Below are 5,115 nucleotides of genomic sequence, written 5' to 3'. Positions count from 1 at the left end.
ATGGTGCATTGACCCATTCCACCCTTATTCCACAAACTGACTGACTACCAAAAGTTGATCATACATTAGAACTCAAAATATCTAAAATCTTTCTCCTCTACCCAAAGCGCTCTATTAGCTTACACAAATTGATCGACAACCTGTGCTAGTTCTTAGTTTTCCGATAATTGGCACGAGGGGTATTTTTTCTTGGAGCGCTTTTCCCCCCTAAATGTGAAGAATAATCCCCTAGAAGTTTACCATCCCAATGGCGCTTTCTAGGGGTTTTTTATTTAGACTTGTACTTTGGAGAAAGTCCTTTGCATAGCAATCGAAGCAAAGGCTAGGACATTTATATAGTCATTTTAAATAAGTAATGAAACGCTTTTTGAGGTGAAACCCTTTTACAGCGAGAAAACCTTGTATCAACCTAAACTAAAATGACTATAAATTCTCAAACTTAGTCATAGATTATTTTTGACTTTTGTATGAGTGACTTTTGCCTTGTAGGTAGCGCTATATTTCTGGGCAGATTTTTCCAGAGTATTACTAAACTGCAAACAAACCGGATGCCATAAAATTTAAACTCGCGATTATTACATTGAGTAGTAATCTAATTAAGAATATCCAGCTTTAAAGTTTCGAGGTTTTCTGGGAATTTTTTTTAGTTATTAATTTACCACCTAAAATCAAGATAGTTTATTAATTTACCACCTAAAATCAAGATAGTTTATTCTTCATCATCAAACACAGGCGGCCAAAGTTCAACAATAGGCAATTCCCACTCACCAAATAGTTCAGGAATAGTCAACTTATCTCCATTTTTAAACTCAATTTCTTCACCATTAGGGCGATAAACAATAACTATTTCCTCGTCAGGGTCTATCAATATTCCTACTTGCGCTCCTAATTCTAAATATTTCTTGATTTTCTCTTTTAAAGGTTTTATTCTATCACTTTGAGATTTAATTTCTACTACTAAATCAGGCGTTAATTCTCCAAAATAACGAACGCTTTTTTTCAGGCGCTCGGCACGAACAAAAGAAACATCGGGTACTTTTAAATTAGTATCTGAAATAATAAAACCAGCACTAGAATCAAATAAACGTCCAAGACGACGTGGGTTAACCCAAGCATAAAGAGAAGCTATTAAGCGAACGCCAATTTCACTAGAAACAATATCTGATAGACCCACAACTAATATTTTTCCTTCCTCTAATTCTAGTTGATAATCTAAACCTGCTTGATTTAGAGTACCTTGCAAAATTTCCAACTCTTTAACTGTGAGATTTGACATAATTAATAAGGAGTAAGGAGTAGGAAGTAGGAAGTAAGGATGTTGCATAAAACGTCCGTTGACTCCTAACTACCACTACAACATTATAACTGAGATAAGATTAGTAATAATAAAGTAAATTTTATCCAGGGTATAGTACAACTATTACTGGCAAGATGCCTGTGTTACATCATCATTTATGTGAAAAATAACCCATTCTTCTTCTCTAACTACAATATTCCCTCGAATATCTCCATGCCAATTAACCCTAGTCAAAATATATTCAGCTCCATATTTTTTCGCCACATTAACTAATTCTTTTCCCGTCTGTTGTGGAAACAAAATTTCCATCGCACCCACCGCTAACTTATCATTCAAATCTACGCCAAAAACATCTTCCATTCGATTTTTCCACTCCCTAATTCCGCTATCTGTTTGAGGAAAATGTTTAAAGTCTACAATAACCGCCCTTTCTGAAAAAAACTGAAAATTTGACACAAATGGAGGAATTAAAATTATGTCGTTTTTATCGCTAATTTGTCTAAATCTTAAAGCTAATTTCGTCACTTCATCTTGAGGAACTCTGTTAAATTTTACCTGTTGTTGAAATACCTCTAAAAATTTTCCTGGCAATGCCTCAAATAATCCCAAAACAAATACTAAAGTTGTGACTCCAGCCAAACTATAAGTAATTAAATATTTCCTAGCTATGTAGCTGCCACTAGACTTCACCAACGCTAAATCAACCTCATCCAAAACAAACGGAAATATTAACACCAAAAATAAACTAAGTTTTGCCAATAAATGATTAAAATTTGAATCTATCCGTGACTGCCATAAGTAAAATATTAATCCAGCTAAAACTATTAACCAGACTACTAATTTGTAACTCCATTTCTCCAAAAAAAACAATCCAACCGATAAAATAAAAAAGCAAATTCCTTGATATGGCACTGGCAAAATTAGAGATATTATCAACAGTAAACCTACTCCTAAATTACCCTGTTGATATAAGCGATCGCTCAAAATACCCACAGCAATAAATATCATCAATTGAGCAAAAGGAACAGTTCGTGCTAACTGCAATTTAGCAAATAAAGCTAGTGGATAAACTTCGACAAAAATATAACCCAAAAACAAAGCAAAAATTGACTCTGCAATAATTAGGTAAAACTTCCATTTCTCTAGAGAAATTACATTAGTAAAAATTACATCTTTTTTCCTTCCTGTTATCTTTTCTATCTTTCCTTTTCCCGACTTCTGTAAAAAATCTTCTGATCGAAAAATATCAACTTTGTGAATACACAAACATCCACCCAAAATAAAAAAAATAAAATCCAGCCTAATTTTCCAACTCCAATAAGTAGGAATAATATGATGAGGATTTCTTACCCAACCGTAGATAAAAACAAATTCTTCATTACTCAATTTATCAGTGCTAGTCGTACCAGTTAATACCATTGGCAGATAAACTAAACTTGCCAACCCAAATAAAATAATTAACGGCAAAATTACTTGTTTAAATTGTCGATTTTTTATCCCCTCAATCAACATAATAGGTATCATCATTATTCCTGGCAAAATACCAACTAAAAACTGTAATATTGAAGCAATACCAAAAAATAAATAACCAATTATCCATTTTTGCCGAAAACAGAAATAAATCCCCCAAACTGTTAAGCTCATCGCAAATGTTGCAGGTATGGGAGTATTAGGAAAAAGTTCTAAATATCCAATTAAAGTGTAAGCTTTTAAACTCAGAAAAATTAAAACTGCCGTAGATAGTTTTGAGGTGGTAAAAATTTTACTAATAGCAGATAAACCCCAGATAAAACCAATCAATGAAATTAGATAATAAATCAAATATGTGAGGGAAATACTACCAATAAATTTGCTGAGAAAATAAATTAAATGTTGATAGTAATATCTGGGAGTAAACTGCAACATTTCCTGAACATAGTAATCATTAATATAGAGTTCAGGATGCAACATCGATTTAATTTGAGGAACATGGGTATAATGATTTCCTACTGGAAAAGTGTATCCTCTCGTAATAAATGCACCGAGAATTAAAAAAGCAAATAGGGATAGAAAAAAATGCCAACTATATTTTTTGATATGCCACATTTGTTGCAGGAAAAAGAATAATGAATCAATATACTAACTCTAAAACATTACTCTTTTTGTCTATAAGCTGGTTATACCAATTTTAACAGGACTTAGGTTAATGTACTATATATACTAGATAAAAACTATAGCACTATGGTACATATAGTGTTTTTGTCAGGAAAATATCTAATGCCAATTTGAAAAAATAATGTTATGAATAATAAGTGCGATTAAAAGACTTTACAGGAAATTTCCTTTTGACAAAAAAACTAACTTTTTTAGTTGTCTAATATTATGTCCAGATAATTAATTAGCGTTCAAAAAACTTTCTTCCTTCTAACTTTTTTTTCCTTCTGCCTTCTGCTTTCTGTCCTCTGCCTTTAAGCCAAAATCTCTGTATTCTATGTTAATGAAAACTGCTAAGTAGAACATGGTAAATTTTGGGCGCTATGTATCAAATTGTAAATTAGCTCAAAAGTTTATATTGATTGCCTTTAGGGTTTTTTTGATTAAAAATGCAATGTCTTTTTTTTAGTTTGCTCTACTTATAAGTCTCACTAGATGCTAAAAAAGTAATGATTTTTAAGCAAAGAGTATTTTTCTAAGATGTGGATATTTCTAGATATTGATGGCGTTCTAGTTCCTGAAAAAAACTTTGATTCCCCAATATACAAAGAAAATGATCTTCAATTTGATCCAATTTTTTTAAGTCTATTTGAAGATATTGTACAACTATATCCAGGAGTATTAGTTGTCATCTCATCTTCATGGAGAGAATTATTTTCCTTTGAATTTGTTCGGTCTTTATTTTCTCCAGACTTTAGGGAGAAAGTAGTTGGGTTTACACCTTTTTTAGACCCAGAAATTATCCATCAATTTGAATATATTCGACATCAAGAAGTAGTTAAATTTTTAAGAAATAACAATTGTTTAGGATATTCATGGGTAGCAATTGATGATATTCCAGAGCATTATCCCCCTGATACTCACATAGTTATTACTGATGCTTATAATGGCTTTGACGCATCAGCAGCATTAGCTTTAGAACTTTATCTATTATCAGCAAGTTGAACTAGGATAACTACATTGCTTCATATTAGTAGACCAATATTACTTCTGAATTATGACTTGCCAATACGCATTTTAAATACGTATTAACTTATCGGAAATGTTTATTATAAATCTCCAAAAATCCAAAATTAAATCAATTATCCTACTCTTATTCATCAATTATTTACCGAATAATTAAGGCTTAAAACCTCTCCTTTAAAGGAGAAACAAGAAAGATTTTTCCTTGGAGTCAATCCTATATACTTTCAAGGAGAGGTAATTATTAATTATTAATTATTAATTATTAATTGTTGAACTACTTTCTCAGAATTTTGATGGTTTCGATGTTCTTCTAAACCTCGCTCAATTAACTTGCCTACCAACCAAGACACAGAACGTTCATCCTCTTTTGCCCATTTCTCTAACTCTTTTTTCCACTCTGGAGGAATATAAGCTACAACTCTATCTAAATCTGTTTTTCCGCCCATTTTCAACACCTAATACTTATTTATCTAATATTAAGCATACAAATAACTGACTAACTTGTGTTGTGCTATGCCTCGCTATAATATAATTTGCTAGCAAAGTCTGGCAAATACATCTTGACCAAAAAATAAGGTCTCAACCCTCCTATTTCAGTAGGAGGTACTGATAACTGATAACTGATAACTGATAACTGATAACTGATAACTGATAACTGA

General features: G+C 31.8%; 4 protein-coding genes. 1 reads left to right on the top strand and 3 read right to left on the bottom strand.

Annotation, left to right across the window (positions count from 1 at the left end; genetic code table 11):
- Positions 1–709 precede the first annotated feature (709 nt).
- A complete protein-coding gene (locus tag D5R40_RS30210; protein WP_124146473.1) occupies positions 710–1,276 on the bottom strand; it encodes a Uma2 family endonuclease in 567 nt (188 codons plus the stop codon).
- A 144-nt stretch (positions 1,277–1,420) separates the two neighbouring features.
- Positions 1,421–3,382: a DUF6798 domain-containing protein gene (locus D5R40_RS30205; RefSeq protein ID WP_124146474.1), complete on the bottom strand. Its 1,962-nt coding sequence runs from the start codon at positions 3,380–3,382 to the stop codon at positions 1,421–1,423.
- A gap of 588 nt (positions 3,383–3,970) precedes the next feature.
- On the opposite strand from D5R40_RS30205, the gene D5R40_RS30200 reads away from it, so the two are divergent.
- Entirely contained in the window at positions 3,971–4,435 is a 465-nt protein-coding gene (locus D5R40_RS30200) for an HAD domain-containing protein (protein WP_124146475.1), read from the top strand.
- 269 nt (positions 4,436–4,704) lie between these two features.
- On the opposite strand, the gene D5R40_RS30195 is transcribed toward D5R40_RS30200, so the two are convergent.
- Entirely contained in the window at positions 4,705–4,902 is a 198-nt protein-coding gene (locus tag D5R40_RS30195) for a ribbon-helix-helix domain-containing protein (RefSeq protein ID WP_124146476.1), read from the bottom strand.
- Between the last annotated feature and the right edge of the window lie 213 nt (positions 4,903–5,115).

This window comes from Okeania hirsuta, assembly GCF_003838195.1.
Classification (GTDB): Bacteria; Cyanobacteriota; Cyanobacteriia; order Cyanobacteriales; family Microcoleaceae; genus Okeania; species Okeania hirsuta.
Note: the sequence above shows the minus strand (reverse complement) of the source record. Positions and strands in the feature narration are given on the sequence as shown.

What these genes read in the sequence shown, in the direction of transcription:
- D5R40_RS30210 (WP_124146473.1), bottom strand. Translation starts at nt 1,276, where the DNA reads ATGTCAAATCTCACAGTTAAAGAGTTGGAAATTTTGCAAGGTACTCTA.
- D5R40_RS30205 (WP_124146474.1), bottom strand. Translation starts at nt 3,382, where the DNA reads ATGTGGCATATCAAAAAATATAGTTGGCATTTTTTTCTATCCCTATTT.
- D5R40_RS30200 (WP_124146475.1), top strand. Translation starts at nt 3,971, where the DNA reads ATGTGGATATTTCTAGATATTGATGGCGTTCTAGTTCCTGAAAAAAAC.
- D5R40_RS30195 (WP_124146476.1), bottom strand. Translation starts at nt 4,902, where the DNA reads ATGGGCGGAAAAACAGATTTAGATAGAGTTGTAGCTTATATTCCTCCA.